The organism is Mesorhizobium sp. P2_D5, from assembly GCF_056404355.1.
In genome coordinates, this window is the sequence record NZ_JBFUEE010000007.1 from 212054 (window position 1) to 236714 (window position 24661).

The 24661-nt window shown below is 63.7% G+C and carries 21 protein-coding genes; 14 read left to right on the forward strand and 7 right to left on the reverse strand.

Annotated elements, in window-relative coordinates:
* The first annotated feature begins 125 nt into the window (after window positions 1-125).
* The 4 genes from AC1DYW_RS27080 to AC1DYW_RS27095 all read left to right on the forward strand — a co-directional run bounded on the left by AC1DYW_RS27080 (window position 126) and on the right by AC1DYW_RS27095 (window position 7026).
* Window positions 126-1130 (forward strand): AAA family ATPase, encoded by a 1005-nt coding sequence (locus AC1DYW_RS27080; RefSeq protein WP_477228228.1) that lies wholly within the window; start codon window positions 126-128, stop codon window positions 1128-1130.
* A complete protein-coding gene (locus AC1DYW_RS27085) occupies window positions 1130-2068 on the forward strand; it encodes a DUF58 domain-containing protein (RefSeq protein ID WP_477228229.1) in 939 nt (312 codons plus the stop codon). The genes AC1DYW_RS27080 and AC1DYW_RS27085 overlap by 1 nt, the downstream gene beginning before the upstream one ends.
* On the forward strand, window positions 2065-4884 hold the full coding sequence (locus AC1DYW_RS27090) for a DUF4159 domain-containing protein (protein WP_477228230.1): 2820 nt from the start codon (window positions 2065-2067) through the stop codon (window positions 4882-4884). The genes AC1DYW_RS27085 and AC1DYW_RS27090 overlap by 4 nt, the downstream gene beginning before the upstream one ends.
* Before the next feature lie 63 nt (window positions 4885-4947).
* Window positions 4948-7026: a hypothetical protein gene (locus tag AC1DYW_RS27095; protein WP_477228231.1), complete on the forward strand. Its 2079-nt coding sequence runs from the start codon at window positions 4948-4950 to the stop codon at window positions 7024-7026.
* 2 nt (window positions 7027-7028) lie between these two features.
* On the opposite strand, the gene clpS is transcribed toward AC1DYW_RS27095, so the two are convergent.
* The 4 genes from clpS to AC1DYW_RS27115 form a co-directional block, all read right to left on the reverse strand.
* Window positions 7029-7334 carry an ATP-dependent Clp protease adapter ClpS gene (clpS, locus tag AC1DYW_RS27100; protein WP_095090829.1) on the reverse strand — a complete coding sequence of 102 codons (306 nt, stop codon included), beginning with the start codon at window positions 7332-7334 and terminating at the stop codon, window positions 7029-7031.
* Window positions 7335-7472: 138 nt separating this feature from the next.
* Complete coding sequence (locus AC1DYW_RS27105; RefSeq protein ID WP_477228232.1) at window positions 7473-7838, reverse strand: hypothetical protein; 366 nt, start codon at window positions 7836-7838, stop codon at window positions 7473-7475.
* Between the two features lie 214 nt (window positions 7839-8052).
* Window positions 8053-8286 (reverse strand): hypothetical protein, encoded by a 234-nt coding sequence (locus AC1DYW_RS27110; protein WP_477228233.1) that lies wholly within the window; start codon window positions 8284-8286, stop codon window positions 8053-8055.
* 39 nt (window positions 8287-8325) lie between these two features.
* Window positions 8326-8628 carry a hypothetical protein gene (locus tag AC1DYW_RS27115; RefSeq protein ID WP_457151218.1) on the reverse strand — a complete coding sequence of 101 codons (303 nt, stop codon included), beginning with the start codon at window positions 8626-8628 and terminating at the stop codon, window positions 8326-8328.
* 234 nt (window positions 8629-8862) lie between these two features.
* On the opposite strand from AC1DYW_RS27115, the gene AC1DYW_RS27120 reads away from it, so the two are divergent.
* The gene (locus AC1DYW_RS27120; RefSeq protein ID WP_095090825.1) at window positions 8863-9579 is read left to right on the forward strand and encodes a response regulator; all 717 of its coding nucleotides are present in this window, start codon (window positions 8863-8865) and stop codon (window positions 9577-9579) included.
* Complete coding sequence (locus AC1DYW_RS27125) at window positions 9576-10982, forward strand: ATP-binding protein (RefSeq protein ID WP_477228234.1); 1407 nt, start codon at window positions 9576-9578, stop codon at window positions 10980-10982. Before AC1DYW_RS27120 ends, AC1DYW_RS27125 begins: the two co-directional genes overlap by 4 nt.
* Before the next feature lie 60 nt (window positions 10983-11042).
* Here the strand turns inward: AC1DYW_RS27125 and choV are convergent, their stop codons facing one another.
* From choV to AC1DYW_RS27140, 3 genes are all read right to left on the reverse strand, one after another.
* Window positions 11043-12224, reverse strand: a complete 1182-nt coding sequence (gene choV, locus AC1DYW_RS27130) for a choline ABC transporter ATP-binding protein (RefSeq protein WP_095090823.1) — start codon at window positions 12222-12224, stop codon at window positions 11043-11045.
* The gene (gene choW / locus AC1DYW_RS27135; RefSeq protein ID WP_095090822.1) at window positions 12221-13075 is read right to left on the reverse strand and encodes a choline ABC transporter permease subunit; all 855 of its coding nucleotides are present in this window, start codon (window positions 13073-13075) and stop codon (window positions 12221-12223) included. Before choW ends, choV begins: the two co-directional genes overlap by 4 nt.
* A 138-nt stretch (window positions 13076-13213) precedes the next feature.
* Window positions 13214-14149 carry a choline ABC transporter substrate-binding protein gene (locus AC1DYW_RS27140; protein WP_095090821.1) on the reverse strand — a complete coding sequence of 312 codons (936 nt, stop codon included), beginning with the start codon at window positions 14147-14149 and terminating at the stop codon, window positions 13214-13216.
* A gap of 239 nt (window positions 14150-14388) precedes the next feature.
* On the opposite strand from AC1DYW_RS27140, the gene AC1DYW_RS27145 reads away from it, so the two are divergent.
* From AC1DYW_RS27145 to AC1DYW_RS27180, 8 genes are all read left to right on the forward strand, one after another.
* Window positions 14389-15000: a thymidine kinase gene (locus AC1DYW_RS27145; protein ID WP_477228235.1), complete on the forward strand. Its 612-nt coding sequence runs from the start codon at window positions 14389-14391 to the stop codon at window positions 14998-15000.
* Window positions 15001-15185: 185 nt separating this feature from the next.
* On the forward strand, window positions 15186-15575 hold the full coding sequence (locus AC1DYW_RS27150; RefSeq protein WP_477228236.1) for a c-type cytochrome: 390 nt from the start codon (window positions 15186-15188) through the stop codon (window positions 15573-15575).
* 307 nt (window positions 15576-15882) lie between these two features.
* Window positions 15883-16971, forward strand: coding sequence for a hypothetical protein (locus tag AC1DYW_RS27155; protein ID WP_095091695.1), 1089 nt, complete (start codon window positions 15883-15885; stop codon window positions 16969-16971).
* Window positions 16972-17002: 31 nt separating this feature from the next.
* Entirely contained in the window at window positions 17003-18148 is a 1146-nt protein-coding gene (locus tag AC1DYW_RS27160; protein WP_477228237.1) for a hypothetical protein, read from the forward strand.
* A 24-nt stretch (window positions 18149-18172) separates the two neighbouring features.
* Window positions 18173-20083 (forward strand): AAA family ATPase, encoded by a 1911-nt coding sequence (locus AC1DYW_RS27165; protein ID WP_477228238.1) that lies wholly within the window; start codon window positions 18173-18175, stop codon window positions 20081-20083.
* A gap of 9 nt (window positions 20084-20092) precedes the next feature.
* Window positions 20093-21394: a DUF6638 family protein gene (locus AC1DYW_RS27170; RefSeq protein ID WP_477228239.1), complete on the forward strand. Its 1302-nt coding sequence runs from the start codon at window positions 20093-20095 to the stop codon at window positions 21392-21394.
* A gap of 105 nt (window positions 21395-21499) precedes the next feature.
* A complete protein-coding gene (locus AC1DYW_RS27175) occupies window positions 21500-22624 on the forward strand; it encodes a DUF2333 family protein (RefSeq protein ID WP_477228240.1) in 1125 nt (374 codons plus the stop codon).
* Window positions 22625-22939: 315 nt separating this feature from the next.
* Window positions 22940-24619: a formate--tetrahydrofolate ligase gene (locus AC1DYW_RS27180; protein WP_095090813.1), complete on the forward strand. Its 1680-nt coding sequence runs from the start codon at window positions 22940-22942 to the stop codon at window positions 24617-24619.
* Window positions 24620-24661 lie beyond the last annotated feature (42 nt).

Consider the following 24661-nt stretch of genomic DNA (forward strand, 5'->3'; position numbering starts at 1 on the left):
CAGCCTAAGTCTGTGATTTAAGTTTTGACATAGGCGCCACGCGAAGCCGAATCGCGGCAACCTATGCTATGGTGCGTGCCGGTATTTCCAACCATGGTATCTCCAACCAAAGGGATCGAAGCTGCATGAGCGTGATGGTCAAGGAAAGCCCTATGAGCGAAACGGACATGATCGCCGAGGCCGAGAAGGCGCTTGCCGACATCTCCAGGATCCGCGACGGGGTCGGCCGGGTCATCTTCGGCCAGGAGAGCGTCGTCGAGCGCACGCTCGTGGCGCTGTTGGCTGGCGGCCATGCGCTGCTGGTCGGCGTGCCGGGCCTGGCCAAGACCAAACTGGTCGAGACGCTGGGCATCGTGCTGGGCCTCGATTCACGCCGCATCCAATTCACGCCTGACCTGATGCCGTCCGATATCCTCGGCTCCGAGGTGATGGAGCAGGACGAGTTCGGCAAGCGTTCCTTCCGTTTCATCTCCGGGCCGATCTTCGCCCAGCTTTTGATGGCCGACGAGATCAACCGTGCCTCGCCGCGCACCCAGTCGGCGCTGCTGCAGGCGATGCAGGAGTACCACGTCACCATTGCCGGCGCCCGCCACGACCTGCCGGCGCCCTTCCATGTGCTGGCGACGCAGAACCCGCTGGAGCAGGAAGGCACCTATCCCTTGCCCGAGGCCCAGCTCGACCGCTTCCTGATGCAGGTCGACATCCTTTACCCCGAAATCGAGGCCGAGCGCCGCATCCTCTTGGAAACCACCGGCATCGAGGACGCCAAGGCGCAGAACGTACTGAACCCGGTGCGGCTGAAGGAGATCCAGACGCTGATCCGCCGCATGCCGGTGCCGGAAAGCGTCGTCGAGGCGATCCTGACGCTGGTGCGCTCGGCGCGCCCCGGCCAGGGCAATGTCGAGACCGACAAGCATGTCGCCTGGGGCCCCGGCCCGCGCGCCAGCCAGGCGCTGATGCTGTGCACAAGGGCGCGCGCGCTTTACGATGGGCGGCTGGCGCCCTCCATCGATGATGTGCGTGCGCTGGCCGAGCCGGTGCTGCAGCACCGCATGGCGCTGACCTTCGCCGCCCGCGCCGAAGGCACCAGCGTGCGCGACGTGGTGGCGAAGCTGGTGAAAGGGATTTGATGGCGCGCATCGGCGAGGTCCAGGCACCGGCAGCGACGCGCGACGCGCTCGCTCGTGGCCGGTTGCGGGCTTCGCTTGTGCCTGACCTGCTGGTCGAGGCGCGCCGCATCGTCAACACCGTGATCGCCGGCTGGCATGGCCGCCGCAAGCGCGGCATCGGCGAGAATTTCTGGCAGTTCCGGCCCTATGTCGAAGGCGATGCCTCGCGTATCGACTGGCGCCGTTCGGCCCGCGACGACCACACCTATGTGCGCGACCGCGAATGGGAAGCCGCCCATACGGTGTGGCTATGGGCCGACCCGTCGCCGTCGATGCTCTACAAATCGACCGGCGCCGGCGTGTCCAAGCAATCGCGCGCGCTTGTGCTGACGCTGGCCATGGCCGAGCTGCTGTCGCGCAGCGGCGAACGCATCGCCTGGCCCGGCCTCACCGATCCGTTTACCGCCCGCAACGGCGCCGAGCGCATCGCCGCCCAGCTCATGCACGCCGGCGAGTTGCCGGCAAAGCCCGACCTCTCCGACATCCGCCGCTTCTGCGACATTGTCATCGCCAGCGATTTCCTCGATCCGGTCGAGGAAACGATGGCCTGGCTCGACGTGCTCGCCCGCCATGGCGTGCGCGCGCATCTGATCGAGGTCGCGGATCCGGCCGAGGAAACCTTCCCCTATGCCGGCCGCACGGAATTCACCGATCCCGAGACCGGCGACAAGCTGACCGCCGGCCGCGCTGAAATGCTGGGAGATGAATACCGCCTGCTCTACACCGCCCGCCGCCACGAACTGGCTGCCTGGTGCAAGCGGCTCGGCTGGAGCTTTACCGTCAACCACACCGATCGGCTGGCTTCCGACGCGCTGGTGCGCCTGCACATGGCGATGACCGCCGACGGCGGTTATGCCGGGCTGGCCGGTGGCGGTCGCGCCGGGAAGGCCGTCACATGAGCTGGCTGCCGCTCTCCTTTGGCGCCCCCATGGTGCTGTGGGGCCTGCTGGCGCTGCCGGTGATCTGGTGGCTGTTGCGGTTGACGCCGCCCAAGCCGCAGAGCGAGATCTTCCCGCCGCTGAAGATCCTGGCGCGTGTGTTGAAGCGCGAGGAAACGCCGCAGCAGAGCCCGTGGTGGCTGACGCTGCTCAGGCTGTTGATGGCGGCGCTCATCGTCGCCGCCCTTGCCGAGCCGGTGTTCAACCCACGCGAAAAATTGCCGGCCGAGGGCGCGGCCCTTGCGTTGGTCATCGACAATGACTGGGCAAGTGCCGCCGACTGGAACAAGCGCGTCGCCACCGCCGAGCGGCTGATCAAAGACGCCGGCTCGAACGGCGTGCCGGTCATCGTCGCCTTCACCGCCGAAAAGTCCAATTCGGAAATCGGCCCGTTCGATGCCGCCGCCGCCCTCGACCGGCTGCGTGCCGCCAAGCCACGGCCGATCCCGACCGACCGGCCCGCCGTCTATGCCCGCGTCGCCGGGGTGCTGGACACCTTGCCCGGCGCCAGCGTCGCCGTGCTTGCCGATGGCCTGGCGGCAAAGGGCGACGAGGCCGCCTTTAACACGCTGTTGTCGAAAAATGCCGCCCGTGTCGTGTGGGCCAGTTCAGACCGGCTGTCGCTGACCGGCCTGACCACCGCCGACAACCAGGTCGACGGCTTTGCGCTGACCGCCATCCGCGCGCCGGGCGACCCGGCACCGGCACAAGTCACCGCCGGCGCTTTCGACGACAAGGGCCGCCGCATCGCCGATGCGACGCTGACCTTTTCCCCTGACGAAACCACCGCCACCGGCACCATGGCGGTGCCGTTCGAGCTGCGCAACGACTTCGCCTCGATCGCGCTCGACGGCGAGCGCCAGGCCGGTGCTGTGCGCGTCCTTGACGAAAGCTCCAAGCGCCGCCGCGTCGGGCTGCTGTCGCAGGCCGAGGCCGACCAGGCGCAGCCGCTTTTGTCGCCGCTCTACTACATCAGGCGCGCGCTGCAGCCCTTCGCCGATCTCGTCGAACCCTCCAGCGCCGACCTCGCCGACGCCATCCCGCAGATCCTCGACCAGAAGCCGGCGATGATCGTCATGGCCGACATCGGCACCATTCCCGCACAGGTTCGGCAAAGGCTGGTCGACTGGGTCGACAATGGCGGCACGCTGGTGCGCTTCGCCGGCTCGCGGCTGGCCGCCGCCGGCAATGACGACGACCTGCTGCCGGTCCGCCTGCGCACCGGTGAGCGTTCGCTAGGCGGAGCCCTGTCATGGACGTCACCGCAACCGGTCACCGAATTCCCCAAGGCCGGTCCGTTCGCCGATCTTGCGCCGCCGACCGAGGTCACCGTCACCAGGCAGGTGCTGGCCGAGCCGACGCCCGACATTGTCGAGCGCACCTGGGCCGCCCTCGCCGACGGCACACCGCTGGTCACCGGACTGAAGAAAGGCAAGGGCACGCTGGTGCTGTTCCACGTCACGCCCGAGGCGACCTGGTCGAACCTGCCGATCTCCGGCAGCTTCGTCGAGATGCTGCGCCGCATCGTGCAGCTGTCGCGCAACCAGGGCGCGGCGATCGCCAATGCCGAAGCCGCGGCCACCTCGCTGGCGCCCTACCGCATGATATCAGCCGACGGCTCGCTGGTGCCGCCGACGCCGGATGCACGGCCGCTGGTGCCGGGTCCCGCGCTGGCGGTAACCTTCGAGAACCCGCCCGGCCTCTACGGCTCCGAGACCGGCGTCTTCGCTCACAATTTGCTCGATGCCGCAAGCAAGCTGGCGCCGCTGGCGCGCCCGCAAATCACCGTTCCGGTCACATCGATCCAGTATGCCTTTGACGAATCGCGCAACCTGAAGGGCGCACTGGTCGCCGCCGCTCTGGTGCTGATGCTGCTCGACACCCTGGCGGTGTTCTGGATGGGCGGCCTGTTTGCCCGCCGGCCGCGCCGTGCCGGTGGCGTGGCCACCACCGCCGCGATCCTGATTGCGCTCGGCGCGCTGTTTGGCCATGCCGATCCTGCCCGCGCCGACGACGCCAAACCTGGCGACGAGGTCGCCATCGAGGCCATATCGAAGACCCGCATCGCCTATGTGCTGACCGGCGTGCCGGGCGACGATTCGATCAGCCGCGCCGGGCTCGAAGGCCTGACCCGCTTCCTGGTCGAGAAGACGGCGCTGGAACCCGGCGCGCCGGCCGGCGTCGACATCGCGAAGGACGAGCTGTCGTTCTATCCCTTGATCTACTGGCCGATCGATCCGGCCGCACCGATGCCGAGCCAGGCCGCGATCGCCCGCATCGACGCCTATATGCAGCAAGGCGGCACGGTGCTGTTCGATACGCGCGACCAGTTCGCCAACGGCATCGGCGCCGATTCGACCAGCCCGGCGACGGAGCGGCTGCGCGACATCCTCGGCAACCTCAACGTGCCGCCGCTGGAGCCGGTGCCGTCCGACCACGTGCTGACCAAATCCTTCTTCATCCTGCCCGAATTTCCCGGCCGCTTCAGTGGCAGCCCGCTCTGGGTCGAGGCCTCGCTCGACGCCAGCAATGCCGAGAACCGGCCGGTGCGCACCGGCGACGGCGTCTCGCCGATCATGATCACCGCCAATGATTTCGCCGGCGCCTGGGCGGTCGACGAAAATGGCGATCCGCTGCTGCCGACCGTGCCGGCGGACCCGATGCAGCGCATCTACGCCTTGCGCGCCGGCGTCAATATCATGATGTACATGTTGACCGGCAACTACAAATCCGACCAGGTGCATGTGCCCATACTGCTCGAACGGCTGGGGCAGTAGGATGACGTGCTTTGTTGCGTTCCCAGCCCGGAATTGCCCTCCCCACAAGGGGGAGGCTAATTCATGAACTGGTCGATCTCCCTCGAGCCGCTGATCTCCTGGCCCCTGCTGGCTCTGGTGCTGGTGCCGCTGGCGCTGCTGGCGCTCATCGGCCTGTGGTTTCGCCAGCGCGGTGCCGTCTTCCGCTTCGTCGCCCTGATGGCGCTCGCGGCCGCCCTGTTCAACCCGGTGTTCCTCAACGAGGAACGCGAGCCGCTGAAAAGCGTCGTCGCCCTCGTCGTCGACCGCAGCCAGAGCCAGGATATCGGCGACCGCACCAAGCAGACCGACGAGGCACTGGCCGGGCTGCAGCAGCGTCTTGGCCGCTTCAAGCAGTTCGATGTGCGCGTCATCGAGGCCGGCAAATCGCAAGCCGCCGAGGAGCGCACCGAGACACGGCTGTTCGGCGCGCTCGAAGGCGCTTTCCGCGACGTGCCGCCGTCGCGCATTGGCGGCGCCATCATGATCACCGATGGCGAGGTGCATGACGCGCCCGCGGGCAGCCCCGATTTCAACGCACCGCTGCATGCCCTGATCACCGGCAACGATCACGAGAAGGATCGCCGCATCCGCTTCGAGAACGCACCGCGCTTCGGCCTTGTCGGCAAGCCGCTCGACATGACCTACCGCGTGATCTCGACGGAAAACGAGACCAGCCCGGTCGAAGTGCGCGTCTCGGTCAATGGCGAGCAGGTCGCGGTCGAACATGCCACCGTCGGCCAGGCCATGCCGCTGCAGGTGACCATTCCGGGCGCTGGCCGCAACATCGTCGAGCTCGCCATCGACCGCGAGCCGGGCGAACTGACCGACACCAACAACCGCGCCATCGCGCTCATCGACGGTATTCGCGAAAACCTGCGTGTGCTGCTCGTCTCCGGCGAGCCGCATGCCGGCGAGCGCACCTGGCGCAATCTCTTGAAATCCGACGCCTCGGTCGATCTCGTCCATTTCACCATTTTGCGGCCGCCGGAAAAGCAGGACGGCACGCCGATCAACGAATTGTCGCTGATTGCCTTCCCGACCCGCGAACTGTTCGTCGAGAAGATCAAGGATTTCGATCTCATCATCTTCGACCGCTACCAGCACCGCGACGTGCTGCCGATCCTCTACTACGACTACATCTCCGAATATGTCGAAAAGGGCGGCGCGCTGCTGATCGCGGCCGGCCCCGAATATGCCGGCGAAAGCTCGATCGCGCGCACGCCGCTGATGTCGGCCTTGCCGGCGATGCCTACCGGCGAGGTGGTCGACAAGGCCTTCTATCCGCGCCTCACCGACCTCGGCCAGCGCCACCCGGTGACGCGCGGGCTCGACGGTTCGGCCACCGAGCCGCCGCACTGGAGCCGCTGGTTCCGCACCATCGGCGTGCAGAATCCCGAAGGCGAAGTGGTGATGAAGGGCGCCGACAACCGGCCCCTGCTCTTGCTCGACCGCAAGGGAGAGGGCCGCGTCGGCATGCTTCTGTCCGACCAGGGCTGGCTGTGGGCGCGCGGCTTCGAGGGTGGCGGCCCGCATGTCCAACTGTACCGACGCATCGCGCACTGGCTGATGAAGGAGCCCGATCTCGAGGAGGAGCGGCTGACCGCCGACGGCCGCGGCATGGTGCTGGAAATCCGCCGCCAGACTATGGCCGATGCTCCCGGCCCGGCGCAGATCATCACCCCGTCCGGCAAGACCTTGACCGTCAAGCTCGACAAATCCGATCCCGGCGTCTTCCTTGGCAGCGTTGAGACCAGCGAGATCGGCCTCTACCAGGTCGCCAATGGCGACCTCACCGCGCTCGCCCATGTCGGGCCGGTCAACGCGCCGGAATTCGCCGATGTCATTTCCACGGAAAACCGGCTGAGAACGCCGGCGGAAGCCACCGGCGGCAGCGTGCGGCGACTGGCGTCATCCACGGCCCTTGGCAGTGACATTACGCTGCCGTCGATCGTGCCCGTCCGCTCGGCCGGCGATGCCAGCGGCAGCGACTGGATCGGCCTGCGCACGACTGACGACAGCGTGCTCAAGGCGGTCTCGCGCGTGCCGCTGTTCGGCGGCTTCCTCGGCCTCGGCCTGCTGCTTCTGGCGATGGGTTCGATGTGGTACCGCGAGGGGCGGTAGGGCTACTCTTCCGGCTCGGTCGTGAACAGCAGCGGATAGCCCTTGGCCTTGCCGGCATCGGTCGCCCGTGTCGCCTTGGTCTCGGCGACATCCTTGGTGAAGACGGCAACGACGCACACGCCGCGCCGGTGCGCGGTGATCATGATCCTGTGCGCCTGGTCTTCGCTGAGCTTGAACTCGCCCTTCAGCACCGTCACCACGAATTCGCGCGGCGTGAAATCGTCATTGATGAGGATGACCTTGTAGAGCTTTGGCCGCTCGGTCTGCGGCTTAACCTCGGTACGCGGTTTTGTGGTGATTTCAGGCATCGGAACCGACAATTTTGCGCAAGCGACCTGGCCCGCATTCTGACACCAGCGAATTCAGCCGTCCATTTTGATTGACGCGCAAAGCCGGTCCGGAGGGCGCCGCCATTCACGACTATGTGGGAAAGTCTCGGTTGCCGTTCAACGGTCCTGGCGGCCGAACATACGGCGGCCGGGAATCTGCCGCGCGGCCGTGACGGATGGCATATCGGACCGAAGGCGGTTTCCGCCCGCATCCGCCCGGCGTTCCAGCCATGCCGCGATCGGCCACGCGACGACGCAGATCAGCGTTGTGCCGGTGAGCAAGATCAGCACCCAGGTCTGTGCCGGCGTGATGTAGTCCCAGTTGGTGGAAATCTCCGGTGCGAACAGCGAAGGCTCGGTGCGTCCGCTGGCCGGATCGGGCACCGGGCTGGCGGTGAGCAGGATCAGCACCCTGGCGGCACCGGTGGCGACCAGACCGCCAACCACCAACGAACGCAGAGTGGACGAAAGCCGCTTCTTCATGCGGATTGTCCTACATGGCCGGCATTGCAAACGGGTTAAAGTCGGTCGGGGCGGAAGCTGCCGGCGCGAGGCTTCGGCCAAACATCGGTAGGCTAAGCGTCCGCTACATCGCCGATATCAGGGCTTTCAGCGGTCGGACAGGAAGAAGGCCGCCCCAGCCGAAAAACAACTGGAACGGCCTTGTCGCAGACGGGCAAGTTATGCCCGATCTGGATTAAGCCTTCGGGGCGTCCTTCTTGACGGCCTTCGTCGGAGCCTTCTTGTGCTTCTTGGTCTTCTTGACGACCTTCTTCGGGGCAGTCTTGGCCGGGGCGGCAGTTGCCGGAGCGGTGGTGGTCGTCGAAGCAGCCGGAGCAGCGGTCGTGGTGGCAGCGGCGTTACCGAGAGTCGGCATCGCCAAGGCGAGAGCGACGGCGAGACCGGTTGCGGAGAGGATGGACTTCTTCATGGCTTCACTTCCTTTTTTAGCGGGTCGAGTTTTCGAGCGTCACTGAACCGGGTCGTTCGGCGTCACTCCAAGCAGCTTCAAAGCGTTGGCGAGCATCCGGATGCCCTGTGCCTGTTTCTTGGCGGCGCAGTACCGGTTACCCTTTCTCTGAAGTGCCTTTGCCGCGGTGACCTGCGTTGCCGCGGCATGGGTTTCGAGGGCTTCATCAAATTGGTGGCTGAGATTGGCGCACCGTTCGCTCCGGGTGGTGGGCGTCACCTTTGCGTCCGATTGTTCGACAGCGGCAGTAACCAGGCAAATGCCCAGCAACGCACCCAACAAACTGATCGACAACCTTGGCATCGGTTTATCCGTAAACCCCGAGACTAGCGTCGCAGCCGATGACCTGACCGCCACGAGACCAGTTATGCCTTTGTATTTTTTCAGGAGTTTTTCTGAACTGTAGAATTTTGTTTCTGGATTGTGTCTGAGAAAGCCGGTGTGGGCGCATCATCACCACTGGCCAACATATGGCCTGAATTCTATCGTGTGGGTTGCGACAGAACGGCTAGGCAATCAAACAATGACAGGGCTGCTGTGAAATCCGACGCACACATACTGATCGTCGACGACGACAAGGGCATCCGCGACCTGCTGCAGGAATTCTTCCAGAAGCGGGGCCTGCACACCTCGGTTGCCGCCGACGGCACCGAGATGGAGGCCATCCTGCGCCGCGCGCAGGTGGACCTCATCGTCCTCGACGTGATGCTGCCCGGCAAGAGCGGGCTGGAGCTTTGCCGCGACCTTCGCGCCCAGTACTCGACACCGATCATCATGCTGACCGCCGTCACTGAGACCACCGACCGCGTGGTCGGCCTGGAGATGGGCGCCGACGACTATGTGCCCAAACCATTCGACCCGCGCGAGCTTCTGGCGCGCATCCGCGCCGTGCTGCGGCGCAACGGCGCCGCCGAGCCAAAGCGCGCCACAACCAAGCAGATCTACCGCTTCGCCGGCTGGACGATGGACTGTTCGCGACGCCGGCTGATCGCCCCCGACGATGTCAGGGTCGAGCTGACCATGGCGGAATTCAACCTGCTGCAGACCTTCGTCAAGAGCGCGCAGCGCGTGCTGACGCGCGACCAGCTCATCGAACTGTCCGGCGGCGACAGTGACTATTCCTTCGACCGCAGCATCGACATCCTGGTCAGCCGGTTGCGGCGCAAGATGGAAGACGACCCGAAAACGCCCAAGCTGATCCTGACCGTGCGCAGCGGCGGCTACCAGTTCCTGCCCGAGACGACCTCCGAATGAGACGTTTCCTGCCGCAGACCCTGCCTGTCTGGGTGCTGCTGATCGTCATCGCCGGCCTGCTGATCAGCCAGGTCGCGACCCTCTACATCGTGTCGCGCGACCGCGCCGCCGCCAACGACGTTGTCGACCTTTACCGCCTCAACGATCGTGCCTTCTCGTTGGTGCAGCTCATGCATGACGCCAGTCCGGAGCAACGCAAGGCGACGGCGACCGGCCTGTTCAATTCCACCTACGCGCTTACCGTCACCGACACGCCCGCGGTCACCTCGTCGATTGCCGGCGACGACGAACTGGCGGAGCTCGAAGACATCCTCGTCGGCCGGCTGTCGAAATTCGGCATCACCGATGCGCGGGTGCGGCGCGACCCGGCGACGCGCGAGGCCGACGATGCCACCGGCATGGCGCCGGGACCCGATATCGGCCAGGTCGAGCGCGACCTGCTGGTGCTGGCCGCCGACTTCGCCCAGAGCGACAAGCTGACGGCGTCGCTGCGCTTTGCCGACGGCCAGTGGCTGAACTTCACCGAGCCGATCACGCCCGTCGGTCCGATCCTGAGCTTCGACAGCCTGCCGCTCTATTCGCTGATCGCAGGCCTGGTGGTGATCATGTCGATCTGGTCGTTGCGCCGGCTGACGGCGCCCTACCGGATGATGGAAACCGCCGTGAACCGGATCGGCAAGGATCTGAAGAGCCCACCGATCGCCGAAAGCGGCAGCCGCGAGGTGCGTGCCGCCGCCAAGGCGATCAATGCCATGCAGGCCCGGTTGCGCGAATATGTCGAGGACCGCGAACATCTGGCGGCGGCCCTGGCGCATGATCTGCGCACGCCGATGACAAGGATGCGTCTGCGCCTGGAGCTGTTACGCAAATCGGCCGTTCGCGAAGCGCTGGCGCACGATCTCGCCGATGTCGAGAGCATCGCCAGCTCGGTGATAGACTTCGCCACCTTTGAGGTGACCGAGGAAAAGAGCGAACGCATCGACTTCTGGTCGCTCGTCGAGTCGATCGCCGACAGCTATGACGACATCTCGTTCGATGACGACACCCGCTCGCGTGGCCTGATCTGCATGGCACGGCCGGTCGCGCTCAGGCGTTGCGTCACCAATCTGATGCAGAACGCGATCACCTACGGCAAGAAGGCGCATATCAGCCTGCGCCGCTCGGAGAACATGATCCTGCTCACCATCCGCGACGAAGGGCCGGGCATACCGCAGGCGCAGATCGACGCCGTGTTCGGCTCGTTCGTGCGCCTTGAACAATCCCGCAACCGCCAGACCGGCGGTCTCGGTCTCGGCCTGACCATTGCCCGCAACATCGCGCGGGCCGCTGGCGGCGAAATCAGCCTGTCCAACAACCCGGGCGGTGGCCTGCTGACGCAACTGCGCCTGCCGTTGGCAGCGTAGGGCGATTTGGGACCACCAGGCAGCCTTCGCTGCAGCGGAAGCTGCAGACGAAGCCTGGCGCTACCGCCGCAGCACCGCGCTCAGCACGTCGCGGATGCCGATGGCGCCGACAAAGCGCGACTGGTCGTCGAACAGCGCCACGGGTGCGGTCTGCGAACGGTGCATGGCCAGCATCACGGTTTTCAGCGAGGTGCCGGGGTTGGCCCAGAACACTTGCGCCGCTTCCTCGGACTGGCCCTCGACATCGGCACATGACACCCAGACCGCCGGCTTGCCGTCGCGTTCGGCCGCCGCCACCAGCCCGTGGTCGTCGATCTTGAAGCGCGTCGTCTTGCGCCGGTCGAGCCACACCCAGCCATTGTCGCCGTGCTCCAGGTCGCGACGGTCGCGCATCACGTTCCAGGCGGTCAGCACCGACAGCGGGTTCACATTGGCGATGAAGTCGCGGACATAGTCGTTGGCGGGCCGCAGCACGATGTCTTCCGGCGCGCCAGTCTGCACGATGCGGCCGCCTTCCATGATGGTGATGTGGCTGCCGATCTTCAGCGCCTCCTCGAGGTCGTGGCTGACGAAGATGATGGTCTTCTTCAGCTCGGCCTGCAGCTGCAGCAATTCGTCCTGCAGCTTGGTGCGGATCAGCGGGTCGAGCGCCGAGAACGGTTCGTCCATCAGCAGGATCGGCGCCTCGGTGGCGAAGGCACGGGCCAGGCCGACGCGCTGCTGCATGCCGCCCGAAAGCTCATGCGCGTATTTCTTCGACCACTGGTCGAGATGAACGAGCTCCAACTGCTTTTTGACGCGCTCCTTGCGCTCGGCTTCCGGAACACCGGCGAGTTCGAGGCCGAGGCCGACATTCTCCTCGACCGTGCGCCAGGGCAGCAGGCCGAACTGCTGGAACACCATAGCTACCTGCTTCTGCCGCAGCCTTCTCAACGTCACCTCATCACAGGTGACGACGTCGACGGTCTTGTCGCCGTCCTTGACAAGCACCTGACCACGCGACACCACGTTCAGCCGGTTCACGGCCCTCAGCAATGTCGACTTGCCCGAACCGGACAGGCCCATCAGCACGGAAATCTCGCCCTCGTTCACGGTCAGACTGGCGCCTGCGCAACCCAGCACATTGCCGGTCTTTTCGAGGATCTCGGCGCGGGTGGCTCCAGCGTCAATCATTGCCAGAGATCCGGCCTGGTCGGCGCCGAAGACGATATCGACGTTTCTGAAATCGACGGCGACGGTCATTTCTTGCCTCCAACGGCAATGCGGGTCATCCGGTCAAGCACGATGGCGAGGACAACGATGGCCAGGCCCGCTTCAAGCCCGAGATCGATGCGGCGCGAGCCGAGCGCCCTGTTGATCTCGGTGCCGAGGCCGCCGGCGCCGATCAGCGCCGCGAACACCACCATCGACAGTGACAGCATGATCGATTGCGTCAGACCGGCCATGATGGTTGGCAGCGCCGAGGGCAGTTCCACCTTCCACAACAGCTGGCTCTTGGTGGCGCCGAACGCTTCGCCTGCCTCGACGATCGACTTCGGTACCGAGACGACGCCGAGATGGGTGAGCCTGACCGCGGTCGGGATGACGAAGATGATGGTGACGATGAGGCCGGGCGCGTTGCCGAGACCGAACAGCGTCAGCACCGGGATCAGGTAGACGAAGGTCGGCAGCGTCTGCATCAGGTCGAGCACCGGCAGCATGATGCGGTAGACCTTCGGCTTGTGCGCGGCCCAGATGCCGAGCGGCACCCCGATGGCCATGGCCATCGCAGCAGCAGCCACCACGAGCACCAGCGTCTGCACCGTCTGCTTCCACAGGTTCTGGTTGATGATGAAGATCAGGCCGAGGAAGACGCCAATTGCGAGCGGCCTTGAGCGCTGCAGCAGCCAGGCGATGGCGGCGATGACAAGCGCCAGCAGCACCGGCGGCACCAGCAGCAGGATGTCGACCAACCCGTCTAGCAGGAAATTGAGGCCATTCGAAAAGGCCCTGAAGACAGTGTCGAAATTGTCGGTGAGGAAGCCGAAGAACGCCTTTCCCCAGGCGCCGATCGGAATCTTGTGATCGACCATGAATTTCGAAATCGGATCCATATCGCCCCTCTCATGCAGGAGACCGCCCTGCCCTCGGCCTCTACTGTCGCAACGTCATCTTGTCACAGGATATGAAAAAGGGCAGCCTTTTCCAGAATGGCTGCCCTTTATTTCGGTCATGCCGAAATCACAGTCGGCTCAGCTTCCGAGCGCGGTCTTGATCGCCGCCGCGGCGTCGCCGCCATCAAAGGTGGTGACGCCGGCGATCCAGGGCGCAACCGCGCCGGGATTCTTCTTCAGCCAGTCGCTCGCCACCGTGTTGGCATCGCCGCCCTTGAGGATCGCGTCCATCATCTGGCCTTCCATGTCCAGATTGAACTTCAGATTGGCGATGAACTTGCCGGCATTCGGGCACTCCGTGGTGTAGCCCTTGCGCACATTGGTAAACACGGTGGCAGCACCGAAGCCGCTGTCGCCCATGCCGTCGAGATAGGTGATCTTCATGGCGCCCATCACCGGATGCGGCGTCCAGCCGAGGAAGGCGATCCACTCATTGTTCTTCATCGACTGCTCGGCCTGCGTCAGCATGCCGGCTTCCGAGGATTCGACCAGCTCGAAGCCTTCGAGATTGTCCTTCGGATTCTTGATCATGTCGAGGATGATGCGGTTGCCGTCATTGCCGGCTTCGATACCGTAGATCTTGCCGTTGAACTTGTCCTTGAACTTGCCGATATCGGTCAGCGACTTGACGCCGGCATCCGCGACATAGGTCGGCACCACGATGCCGTAGCCGGCGCCGGTCAGGTTCGTGCTGATGGTCTCGACCGAACCGTCGGCGGTGTAGTCCTTGATGTCGTTGGTCATCGACGGCATCCAGTTGCCGAGGAAGACATCAAGATCCTTGTTCTTCAGCGACGCCATGGTCACCGGCACCGACAGCTGGATCGTCTGCGGCTCGTAGCCGAGCGCGGTCAGCAGGACGGAAGCGACACCGGTCGTCGCCTGGATATCGGTCCAGCCGACATCCGAAAGACGCACCGCCTTGCAGCTTGCCGGATCGCCGGCGAAGGCAGCGCTCGTAGACAACAGAGCCGCCAGGCCGAGGCCGGCGACGAAGGAATTCATGCGCGACATAGATATTCTCCCATTGCGATTCTTAGGCGAAGCGAAGTTACGGTTTCTCTGCCCGCCTTGTTTCGTCAGCCAAACACCATTCTGGTGTGGTTTCAAGCATTAAGGCAATCACGATCAACGGCGCAGGCTGGCCAATCAGCGACACGCTTCCTGCTTTTGCACTGCGCGGCTGTCGTTTTTTGGGGGAATGCGGCGGCGCCCCCTCCCCGCGCCGGGACAAGTCGGCTTAAAAGGGCGGCATGGCCAAGCTCTACTTCCACTATGCGACGATGAACGCCGGCAAGACGACGATGCTGTTGCAGGCGTCGTACAACTATCGCGAGCGCGGCATGCGCACGATGCTGTTCGTCGCCGGCCACTACCGAAAGGGCGACAGCGGCCTGATCTCGTCGCGCATCGGCCTGGAGACGGAAGCCGAGATGTTCCGCGACGGCGACGATCTGTTCGCCCGCGTCGCCGACCACCATGAACATACGACCGTGCATTGCGTCTTCGTCGACGAGGCGCAGTTCCTCGAGGAGGATCAGGTCTGGCAGCTCGCCCGCATCGCCGACCGGCTGAACATACCGGTCATGTGCTACGGCCTGCGCACCGATTTCCAGGGCAATCTGTTTTCCGGTTCGCGCGCGCTGTTGGCCATCGCCGACGATTTGCGCGAGGTGCGCACCATCTGCCGCTGCGGCCGCAAGGCTACGATGGTGGTGCGCCTCGGCCCCGACGGCAAGGTGGCACGTCAGGGCGAGCAGGTGGCGATCGGCAAGGACGTCTATGTCTCGCTCTGCCGCCGTCACTGGGAGGAAGAGATGGGCCGCGCCGCGCCCGACGACTTCATCGGCTTCACCCAGGCCTGACGTGCCAGCGGCCCGGTGCATGTCGCCCAAAAGTGCGCAGCGGTTTGGGACAACAACATGCATAAAAGACAAACGCCTCTGCCCGGTGCCGCCGGATCTGGCAACTTCCCAATCCCGCGACGATGCAGCGTTTGTTAAGGCCTCGGTCCTATAAGACCGCCAGCCAGAGCTCTCCGGGGTCAGCCATGTTTCGAGCCGCTTCGTCTGCCAGCATTGTTCTCCTAGCCACATCGCTTGCCGCTCATGCCGGCGGCGACCCGGCACTGGGCAAGCATGTCTTCAACCGGTGTATCTCCTGCCATGAAGCGGCCACCGACCGTGACAAGGTCGGCCCGCATCTGCTGGGCGTCGTTGGACGCACCGCCGGCAGTGCCGAGAGCTTCCTTGGTCACTACTCCGAGGCGATGAAGGGTGCCGGTGCTGGCGGCCTGGTCTGGGATGAAGCCAACCTCGCCGAATATCTCAAGGCGCCTCGGCTCAAGGTGCCTGGCAACAAGATGGCCTTTGCCGGCCTGACCAACGACGACGACGTCGCCAATGTCATTGCCTATCTGAAGGCCGATCCCAAGCCCTGAGCAACAGCCGGGTGAATCGCACGACGACGCCGGCTTGGCCGGATATGTTACGCCGCAACTGGCATTCCAGAGCGTCCGCGCCAGCGGAGATTGACTGCTTTGCCGGCACAGAAGTTCAATGACAGTTGAACTATGCTTGACTGTAAGCTAATCACGCCATGACCACGCCTTCACTACCTTTCAAGACCGTGGCCAATTCTTTTGTTTTCGGGGCGGGTCTTGTCTTGCGTCTTTCAATCCCCGGATGCCCCACATATATTCGCCGCTGTTCGCGACCAGCGACGTGATGCCGAAGCGGGAGGCCCCAATGGCGACATTGCAGAATTTCGATGCCGAAATTGCCAAGACCAAGCAGGTCGTGCAGGACATGCGCACCAAGATCGAGCAGTCCGGCACCGTGCTTGATACGCTGGCCACCGCCGACAAGAAGATCGGCGACGCCAATTTCGACATCGAGAACGCCCGCATCGAGGACGTGCTGAAACAGCAGAAGGTGATGGAAGGCAATATCGCCGACCTGATCATCGGTCTGGAGGACGCCACCAACGTCTTCGGCGCCGAATTCGAAAGCATGAAGAACTACACCGGCTGGGAAAACTTCGTCGGCATGTTCTCCAGCCAGAGCAAGCAACGCATGCGCACCGATCGCGTCCGCAACATGTCGCTGGCCGGCAACCTGCAGGAACTGTTGGCCAAGTCCGACACCATTGTCGGCATCCTGAAGGCGCAGAAGGAAGTCCTCGACCAGCGCTACAAGACCTCCGAGGCCAGCCTGTCGCAGGTCATCGAGCGCCGCAAGACCACCATGTCCAACCTCGAAGCCGTGCAGAAGCGCATCGAGGAACTCAACCCGATGCTGCTCGACATCGAAAACAAGATCGCCGCGTCCACCAGCCAGAAGGACCGCACGCAACTCGAAGGCGAACGCTCCAAGCTGGCGACAGAATACAATGAAAAGCAGGCCAAGGAGCAGGAGTTGCTGGCCGAGAGCCAGACGCTGGAACGCTACACCTCAATGTTCCAGACCTTCGTCGATTCGCTCAACAACCAGATCGCCGCGCAGTCGACGCTGATCAACAAGCTGACCATCGATACCGAACAACGCATCGTGCTCTACAAGGCGCTGGAGGATTCGCTGAAGACTGCCGCCCAGCAGGACGTCGCCCACAAGATCAACACGCTTGGCAGCCAGGTCGACAACACCGCCGAGGAAACCATGGCCGGCATCGGCGCCGCCTCGCAGAAACACATCGGCGACCTGCTTGAAATGCACGAGAAGAACATGGTCGCCAGCTCCGACATCCAGCGCCGCAAGAAGCTGGCCGACGATGCCTTTGCCCGCCGCTTCGACGAGGTGCTGAAGAAGCACAACGCATCAAACTACGTGCAGTCTTAGGGGTGACTGGACTGCCCGCGAGCGCACAGGCATGACCCCCGAAAACGAAGCGGCCGCACGATATTTCTCGGCCATCACGGCCGCACTGAGCGGCCTTGAAGTGTTCATGCGCGACGATCGCTCGCCGCTCTATCGGCATGGCATCGTCGCCAAGATCGTCGCCGAGTACATCGCCCGGCTCGACAAGTCATTTGCCTGCTGGCGCAACCGGCTGGGCTTCATGGACACGTTCCGCATTTCGCGTGCCGAAAGTGGCTTCCCGGTCTTCCAGAACCTGCTCGAACTGGAAAACGACCGTCGCCAGGCTGACGCGCGGCTTGCCAACATTCCGCTGGCCGGCGAGTTGCGCGAGGAAATGGCCGACTTCATCCTGCGCCACAAGGAATTCCCCGAGGCGCTGCAGAAGTCGATGGCCGAACGGCTCTATCTCGAGGACGTGAAAAGCGAGAATACGTTCGGCCCGTTCACGCTGGCGCAGACGGCCAAGGTCTCGGTCAATCCAAAGACGGCGCGGCCGTATTACCTCGTCCACTGGGCGACGTTCGACGGCAGCGCCAACCTGCCGCTGGTCTACATGGTGACGGTGGAAGATTCTTCCGACGCGATGGTGCGTCAGCTCGTCGACAGCAACGGCAAGCTCAATGACAAGGTCGACATTCCGCTGCCGGTCGATGGTCTGCTCAACCCGGAGCTAGCCCACCGTTTCGACGATTTCACCGAGAAGAACTCGGCCTACACGCTGTCGCCGGCGACCATCGCGGTCAACCTCGACAAGGATTTCGAGCCGCTGCATCCCAAGCAGTTGCGCCGCGTCGTGCTCGGCCCGTTCTATTCGGCGGGGATCACCGACAACAATTCGACGGTCACCGAAGTGCTGGCCAAGGTGCGCAAGCCGGAAAATGCCTGGCTGCTGACCTGGACCATCCAGGAGGTCTATTCCAAGAGCGAGAAACCCGGCCGCAAGGGGCTGTTTTCGAGCGAGAAGACGACGCAGGAATTCTTCATCAACACCGATGATCTGGAAGCCGCGCGCCAGGGCGTGTCCAGCTACGAAAATCATGCGCTGATCCCGCACGAGGCCTACCAGGCACTCTACGCCGCCGGCGAGGCGCAGAAGACCTTTGCCGGCTACAAGGTCCACATCCTGTCCAACGGACAGGTCATCTCAGACGTCTGACCGTCACACCACGGAGCACTCTTCATGGATACCGGCCTGACCACCATTCCGGAAGCTTCGATCGAAAAGCACCGGGCCACCGCGCAGAGCTTCATCACCCGCATCGTCGTGCTGGAAGACCCTTCACGCGAGTCCGGCACGGCACTGGCCGGCACCAACCGGCGCTTCGTCTCCACCGTTTCGGTCGGCTCGGTGCGGCGCACGCGCGAGGTCGAGCTGTCGAAGACCGTCGGCGCCGTCCATCCCGACGACCAGCTGCTGACCATCCCCCAGCACACATTGTTGTATCGCGCCCGGCGCGGTACGGCCATCGCGTTGGCCATATCGGACGTCTTTGCCGAAGGCTCGGACCTCGAAAGCCTGCAAGCGAAAAACACCCGCGCGCCGCTCGAGGGCGACGAGGCCTCGGCTTTCAAGAAGCTTCTGTCGGCCTCGGCCTATATCTCCGCCTTCAGCCTCGCTTCCTATCTGTTCCAGCTGATCGACAGCGATGGCGAAGCGCCCAACGACATCCCCGAGCCCGACTTCCTGTTCGACACGCCGCAGGATGCGGTTAAGTCGATCCTGGCCGGCCTCGACAAGGCGATATCGGGCTCGTCCGACGATGCCGACCTGATGACCAGGGCACGCGCCTTTGCCCGCGTCGCCATCGACGGGCTGTTGGCGCGCAAGGGTCGCTTCGACGGCATTGGCCCGTTCGAGAACGCGCATATCCGCATCGATGCCGATAACTTCACCCTCGACGGTTTCGACGTCGCGCCGGGCAAGCGCTCGAAGCCGCTGGTCATGACCTTCAAGACGCCGGAAGAGGTGGTCGGCAACCACATCGCCAAATACCAGTCGGTCAAGCTCGCCAAGATGCTGATGGCCTACGACTTCGAGCGTGAGCTCAATCCCTTCGTCGAACTCGGCGGCTTCCTGTTCACCTTCATCGGCGACGGCGCCCCCGGCACCGGCAAGACGACGCTGATCCAGATGATCGCCGGCCTCGTCAACGGTTACTGCCAGGTTGCCGGCTATCCCTTCGCCTATGAGAATTTCGGCGTCGACCAGATTTCGTCCTACCAAGGCAAGTCGGGCCAGAACTGCCGCCAGTTCATCAACAATGTGCTCAATCCGCGCGTCATCGGCTTCGGCACCATCGACGACATCGACCAGGTGGCGGCGCGCCGCTCAGACGACCGCGCATCGGCCGGCCAGCAGGAGATCACCGGCGTGCTGATGGATGCCTTCGCCGGTGCCGGCACGGTGGTGCGCGGCAACTGCTCCTTCGGCATGTTCTCCAACTATCCCGAAAATGTCGACGATGCGCTGCGCCAGCGCGCCGGCGCCCGCTGGCTGGTCGACGGTCCGCAGACGCGCGATGACTACATCGACATCTTCGTGCTGCTTGCCGGCAAGAACCACAAGATCCCGCTCGGCGACCACGATCTCTACGCCGCGCAGGAGATCCAGCGCGCTGTGACCGAGGCCTACGAGGAGCATGAGAAGCCGCAGGAAGACGGGCTGATGAAGGTCTACGAGCGCTACATGAAGGAGAACGGCGCGCCGAAATCGATGGCCGATATCGGCACCTATCTGCACCTGATCAAGGATGCCGAACCGCGCTTCACCGGCCGCGCCATCAAGAACGTCACCGACGCCATCAAGATGCGCGCCATGGACATCGAGCTTCCCGACGACTGGTTCGAAAAGCCGGAAGCCTTCATGCACAAGGGCTACGACGAGAAGAAAGCGATGATCGAGGAACTGCGCGGGCCGTTCTCGATGGACATGGTCATGCAGGAGATCAACCGCTACGCCGACAGCGAGTTCCGCTATTCCGACAAGTCGGACGATGCCGCGGTCGAAAAACTGCTGCGCGACGCACGCCTGCGCGAACGAGCCGCACGCGAGATGGAGGGAATGAAGAAAAAGGGTCTGTGGAATGCGTGAAGGTACGCAATGACCGCCAAGAAACCCGACCTGCTGCGCGACAATGAGCTGATCTATGGCCGGCTGCTGACGGTCGACGAGCCGCATTTGATCCAGCGCTACAACAAAGCGCTGGCGGCGTTCGGTCTGAAGCCGACGAAGTTGAAGAGCTTCCAGATCGACCGCACCGGGTTCTCGCCAGAAGTGGCCGAGGAATGCGGCGACTATGATTATCTCGACCCCAACGAGGTCAATCGCCGCTTCATCATCCTGACGCCGTCGCAGATCGACCTGCCGGTGGTGCACACCGCCTTCTCCAACACCTCGCAGTTGATGTTCGAGTTCATGTCCAAGAACCAGCGCGCCATCGACGCGCTGACCATCAAGGACGTCATCTACGGCGAGATCGAGGATTCCGTTCCCAAGGTCAACGACATCGAGGACCTGCTGTCGATAAGCCAGGTCGAGTTCAAGGTGCTGTCGGCCGAGGATGTGCTGGGCAAGGCCGCCGAGCTCGGCAAGCTCGTCGACCGGCTGAAGCAGGAGCCCGACGCCTGGCGCGACAACGCCATGCTGACCCGCATGGTGGAACTGGCCAAGATCTGCGGCGACATCCGCGAGAACGCGCTGGTGCCCGACCAGGTGATCTTCCGCCACAATGCCTACTGGACCAGCCATTTCGGCGGTCTCTACGTGTTCGTCGATCCGGACATGACGACGGTGATCGGCGATCCGGCCGCACCTGGCTTCCGCCGCTCGCGGCCGTGGCAGGTCAGCTATCTCTCGATCAACGATGCCGACAAGGTGTTCAAGTTCCTCGCCACCACTGGCCGCATCGAGCTGCCGCGCGCCTCCTGGATCGAGGCCTCGAGCTATCTCGAGCACCGCGCCGAGATGGTGGTGCGCGCGCTGATCCGCGACGCCGAGCCGGACCGCAACCTGACCGACGTCGACAAGGTCTGGCTGCAGACCTGGATCCAGAGCCATGCCGATCTGATCACCAGGGACGGCAATTTTCCCTTCCTCAACGCCGCCAAGCGCGAGATCGCCCAGCTCGGCCACCTCAAGATCGAGGATGTCTTCCCGCAGCAGCGCTTCCTGGTGATCCGCGCCAAACCGGACCATCCCGACGCCTGGCTGACCAACCGGCTGATCTCGGATTTCGTGCCGTCGGATTTCGTCTCGCGCTACATCTTCAACAAGCAGGGCTTCTACAAGGACTATGACGGCTTCAGCGACGCCTGGCGATCGCATGTTGTGGACGTTCTCAAAACCACATATTTGAAGGACAAGGTGGCGTTTCGCACACGCCTCTACGGCCTGACTGACTAGAACGAAATGAACAGTCATTTCGTTCTAACTTATTGTTTTGGCGCATGATGCTATCCAAAAGTCCGCAACTTTTTGGCATTATGCTTTGAGGGGGGTGACATCGCCATGCTCGATCCGATCGTGAACTTCTTCACCCGGATTTTCCAGTGGATCGGCCGTGGCATTGGCCTCCTGATCGGCGTCATCCTGTGGCCGTTCATGTGGGCTGGGCGCTGGTACACGCAGCGTGGCTGGATCCTCAAGGCGGTGGTCGGCGTCGCCTTGCTGGTGCTGATCGGCCTCTATGCCAACTTCTTCTACGCCACCCAGTGGTGGAACAATTTCAACCCGAATTACCCCGACACCTACACTTTCGAGAAGCGCAACGTGTCCGCCGGCGAACAGGTTGCCGCCGGCTCCGGCACGGATACCGCCAAGACCTGCGGCAACTCCGGTATCGCCCAGATCGCCGCCGACCTGACCGACTTCAACGTCAACCAGAATGCCTGGATCTCGTCGATGATCCTCTACAAGCTCGGCCTGTTCGGCATCGACTGGGACCACACGCCCTGGATGGACAACAAGGCCTCGTTCCAGCGCGGCATCAACCAGGCGGTGCGGCGCACGGCGACGGAACTCGCCGACAATCTCGGCCGTGTCCGCACCACATCGCAGATCGATGCCGATCTGCAGGACGCGCGCGGCAATCTGCAGTTCGACGAATACACCTGGTATTTCGGCCTGAGCCCGTTCGGCCCGAAGACGCCGACACCGAGCTACTACCGTGACGCGGTGCGCAAGCTGCGCTCCTTCAACGCCCGGCTCGCCACCTGCCAGGCGACCTTCGATGCCCGCGCCGACAATTTGAAACAATATATCGATCGCATCGCTTCGGACATCGGCTCGACCTCGGCCATTCTCAAGGAACGTGCCGAAAACCACAACAATGGCTGGTTCGATTTCCGTGCCGACGATCGCTACTGGTTCGCCTATGGCCAGCTCTACGCCTATTACGGCCTGATGAAGGGCGCCCAGGCCGACTTCGATGACGTCATCAAGGAAAAGCACCTGCAGAGCCTGTGGGACACGATGGACGCGCAGTTCGTCTCGGCGCTGCGCATCCAGCCCTTCATCATCGCCAATGGCCGCGAAGACGGCTGGCTGCTGCCGACGCATCTGACGACGATGGGCTTCTACGTGCTCAGGGTGCGCTCCAACATGGTCGAAATCAGCAACGTGCTGACGCAGTAAGGCTTGCCGGCCGCAGCCGGAGCGATGGCGAATTTGCGCCGTCGCCTCTGTCGCATTCGGTGCATTGTGCGGCTGTTTTGAGACGGCGGAACGGCGCGTCCTCTGGCTTCTATACGGCGCGGCAACGGAGCCGGGAAGAACCGATGATAGGTCGGCCGGTCCGCAGATGAATTTTCTTCATAGGAAACATAGTTGCATGCAAGTTGACGCCGCGGCAGCGACAGGGTTAAAACATGCCCGCGCCCCGGTTCCGGCCCGCATGCGAGTGAGATCAAACCCCGTCCCCTCCACCGACCAATCCAGAGGAAAGCCGTCATGGCCGAAGTGAAGTCCGACATCGAGATCGCGCGCGGCGCCAAGAAGAAGCAGATCCAGGAGATCGGCGCCAAGATCGGCATTCCGACCGAACACCTTTTGCCCTATGGCCACGACAAGGCCAAGATTTCCGCCGAGTTCATCAAGTCGGTGAAGGGCAACAAGGACGGCAGGCTGATCCTCGTCACCGCCATCAACCCGACGCCGGCCGGCGAAGGCAAGACGACGACCACCGTCGGCCTCGGCGACGGCCTCAACCGCATCGGCAAGAAGGCGATCGTCTGCATCCGCGAGGCTTCGCTCGGCCCGAACTTCGGCGTCAAGGGCGGTGCCGCCGGCGGCGGCTACGCACAGGTCGTGCCGATGGAGGACATGAACCTCCACTTCACCGGCGACTTCCACGCCATCACCACGGCGCACAACCTTCTGTCGGCGCTGATCGACAACCACATCTACTGGGGCAATGAGCTCGGCATCGACACCCGCCGCGTCGTCTGGCGCCGCGTCATGGACATGAACGACCGCGCGCTGCGCGAGATGATCTGTTCGCTCGGCGGCGTCGCCAACGGCTTTCCGCGCGAGGGCGGCTTCGACATCACCGTCGCCTCGGAGGTCATGGCCATCCTGTGCCTGTCCACCGACCTCAAGGACCTCGAGAAACGCCTCGGCGACATCATCGTCGCCTATCGCCGCGACAAGTCGCCGGTCTATGCCCGCGACCTCAAGGCCGACGGCGCCATGGCCGTGCTCTTGAAGGACGCCATGCAGCCGAACCTGGTGCAGACGCTGGAGAACAACCCGGCCTTCGTGCATGGCGGCCCGTTCGCCAACATCGCGCATGGCTGCAACTCGGTCGTCGCCACCACGACGGCGCTCAAGCTTGCCGACTATGTCGTCACCGAAGCCGGCTTCGGCGCTGACCTCGGCGCGGAAAAGTTCTTCGACATCAAGTGCCGCAAGGCTGGCCTGAAGCCGGCCGCTGCCGTCATCGTCGCCACCGTGCGCGCCATGAAGATGAATGGCGGCGTCAAGAAGGAAGACCTCGGCAAAGAAAACATCGAGGCGGTGAAGAAGGGCTGCGCCAACCTTGGCCGCCACATCGAGAACATCCGCCAGTTCGGCGTGCCGGCGGTGGTTGCCATCAACCACTTCTATTCCGACACCGACGCCGAAATCCAGGCGATGAAGGACTATGTCGCCTCGATGGGCGAAGAGGCGATCCTGTGCAAGCACTGGGCCAAGGGTTCAGCCGGCATCGAGGAGCTCGCCAACAAGGTGGTGGCGCTGGCCGAATCCGGCGCCTCGCAGTTCGCGCCGCTCTACCCCGATGCGATGCCGCTGTTCGAGAAGATCAACACCATCGTCCAGCGCATCTATCGCGGCTCGGAAGCGATCGCCGACAAGTCGGTGCGCGACCAGCTGCACGCCTGGGAGCAAGCCGGCTACGGCCACCTGCCGGTCTGCATGGCCAAGACGCAGTATTCCTTCTCGACCGACCCGAACCTGCGCGGCGCGCCGACCGGCCACACCGTGCCGGTGCGCGAGGTCAGGCTGTCAGCCGGTGCCGGCTTCGTCGTCATCATCTGCGGCGAGGTCATGACCATGCCCGGCCTGCCCAAGGCGCCATCCTCGGAGAAGATCTTCCTCAACGAGGCCGGACAGATCGAAGGCCTGTTCTGAGAATTTCGAGATCGTTGCGAGATTTGAAAGGGCGGCCACTGG

Bases quoted from the DNA above. Each gene is read 5' to 3' on its own strand.
- AC1DYW_RS27150 (WP_477228236.1), top strand. From the start codon at position 15,186: ATGTTTCGAGCCGCTTCGTCTGCCAGCATTGTTCTCCTAGCCACATCG.
- AC1DYW_RS27145 (WP_477228235.1), top strand. From the start codon at position 14,389: ATGGCCAAGCTCTACTTCCACTATGCGACGATGAACGCCGGCAAGACG.
- AC1DYW_RS27155 (WP_095091695.1), top strand. From the start codon at position 15,883: ATGGCGACATTGCAGAATTTCGATGCCGAAATTGCCAAGACCAAGCAG.
- clpS (WP_095090829.1), bottom strand. From the start codon at position 7,334: ATGCCTGAAATCACCACAAAACCGCGTACCGAGGTTAAGCCGCAGACC.
- AC1DYW_RS27105 (WP_477228232.1), bottom strand. From the start codon at position 7,838: ATGAAGAAGCGGCTTTCGTCCACTCTGCGTTCGTTGGTGGTTGGCGGT.
- choV (WP_095090823.1), bottom strand. From the start codon at position 12,224: ATGACCGTCGCCGTCGATTTCAGAAACGTCGATATCGTCTTCGGCGCC.
- AC1DYW_RS27095 (WP_477228231.1), top strand. From the start codon at position 4,948: ATGAACTGGTCGATCTCCCTCGAGCCGCTGATCTCCTGGCCCCTGCTG.
- AC1DYW_RS27110 (WP_477228233.1), bottom strand. From the start codon at position 8,286: ATGAAGAAGTCCATCCTCTCCGCAACCGGTCTCGCCGTCGCTCTCGCC.
- AC1DYW_RS27175 (WP_477228240.1), top strand. From the start codon at position 21,500: ATGCTCGATCCGATCGTGAACTTCTTCACCCGGATTTTCCAGTGGATC.
- AC1DYW_RS27085 (WP_477228229.1), top strand. From the start codon at position 1,130: ATGGCGCGCATCGGCGAGGTCCAGGCACCGGCAGCGACGCGCGACGCG.
- AC1DYW_RS27180 (WP_095090813.1), top strand. From the start codon at position 22,940: ATGGCCGAAGTGAAGTCCGACATCGAGATCGCGCGCGGCGCCAAGAAG.
- AC1DYW_RS27080 (WP_477228228.1), top strand. From the start codon at position 126: ATGAGCGTGATGGTCAAGGAAAGCCCTATGAGCGAAACGGACATGATC.
- AC1DYW_RS27160 (WP_477228237.1), top strand. From the start codon at position 17,003: ATGACCCCCGAAAACGAAGCGGCCGCACGATATTTCTCGGCCATCACG.
- AC1DYW_RS27115 (WP_457151218.1), bottom strand. From the start codon at position 8,628: ATGCCAAGGTTGTCGATCAGTTTGTTGGGTGCGTTGCTGGGCATTTGC.
- AC1DYW_RS27170 (WP_477228239.1), top strand. From the start codon at position 20,093: ATGACCGCCAAGAAACCCGACCTGCTGCGCGACAATGAGCTGATCTAT.
- AC1DYW_RS27125 (WP_477228234.1), top strand. From the start codon at position 9,576: ATGAGACGTTTCCTGCCGCAGACCCTGCCTGTCTGGGTGCTGCTGATC.
- choW (WP_095090822.1), bottom strand. From the start codon at position 13,075: ATGGATCCGATTTCGAAATTCATGGTCGATCACAAGATTCCGATCGGC.
- AC1DYW_RS27140 (WP_095090821.1), bottom strand. From the start codon at position 14,149: ATGTCGCGCATGAATTCCTTCGTCGCCGGCCTCGGCCTGGCGGCTCTG.
- AC1DYW_RS27165 (WP_477228238.1), top strand. From the start codon at position 18,173: ATGGATACCGGCCTGACCACCATTCCGGAAGCTTCGATCGAAAAGCAC.
- AC1DYW_RS27090 (WP_477228230.1), top strand. From the start codon at position 2,065: ATGAGCTGGCTGCCGCTCTCCTTTGGCGCCCCCATGGTGCTGTGGGGC.